General features: G+C 37.0%; 1 pseudogene. It reads left to right on the top strand.

The window, feature by feature from the left end:
• Positions 1 to 443, top strand: a pseudogene (locus CDG56_RS16790) (IS4-like element ISAba33 family transposase); the annotation flags it as partial.

Genomic DNA, 443 nt, shown 5'->3' with positions numbered 1-443 from the left:
TTAGTGATTTATTTCGTCATCTTCAAGTTGGTCAAACTGAATGTCGTAAACGACGTATTTGGGTTGGTCGAGTGAAACTGTATATTAGTGCGCTACGATTAGAAGATGGAGAACTTTTACTTGTTGTTTCTCCTATGTTTAATGCTTCTGCTATTCGTGATTATGCATTACGCTGGGAAATCGAAACCTTATTTAGTTGTCTCAAAGGACGTGGATTCAATCTTGAAAATACTCGTTTAACAGACCCTAGACGAGTCAAGAAATTGATAGCAGTGCTAGCCATCGGTTTCTGTTGGTGCTATTTAACAGGTGAATGGCAACATGATCGAAAAAAAGCGATAAAAATAAAGAAGCATGGACGACTTTCAGTAAGTTTATTTCGCTACGGTTTGGACTATGTTCAAATGGCTATTCTACGTTTGATTGGTTTTGGAAAAAAAGAA

Source organism: Acinetobacter sp. WCHA39, from assembly GCF_002165385.1.
Lineage (GTDB): Bacteria > Pseudomonadota > Gammaproteobacteria > Pseudomonadales > Moraxellaceae > Acinetobacter.
This window is presented reverse-complemented; position numbering and strand designations above follow the sequence as displayed.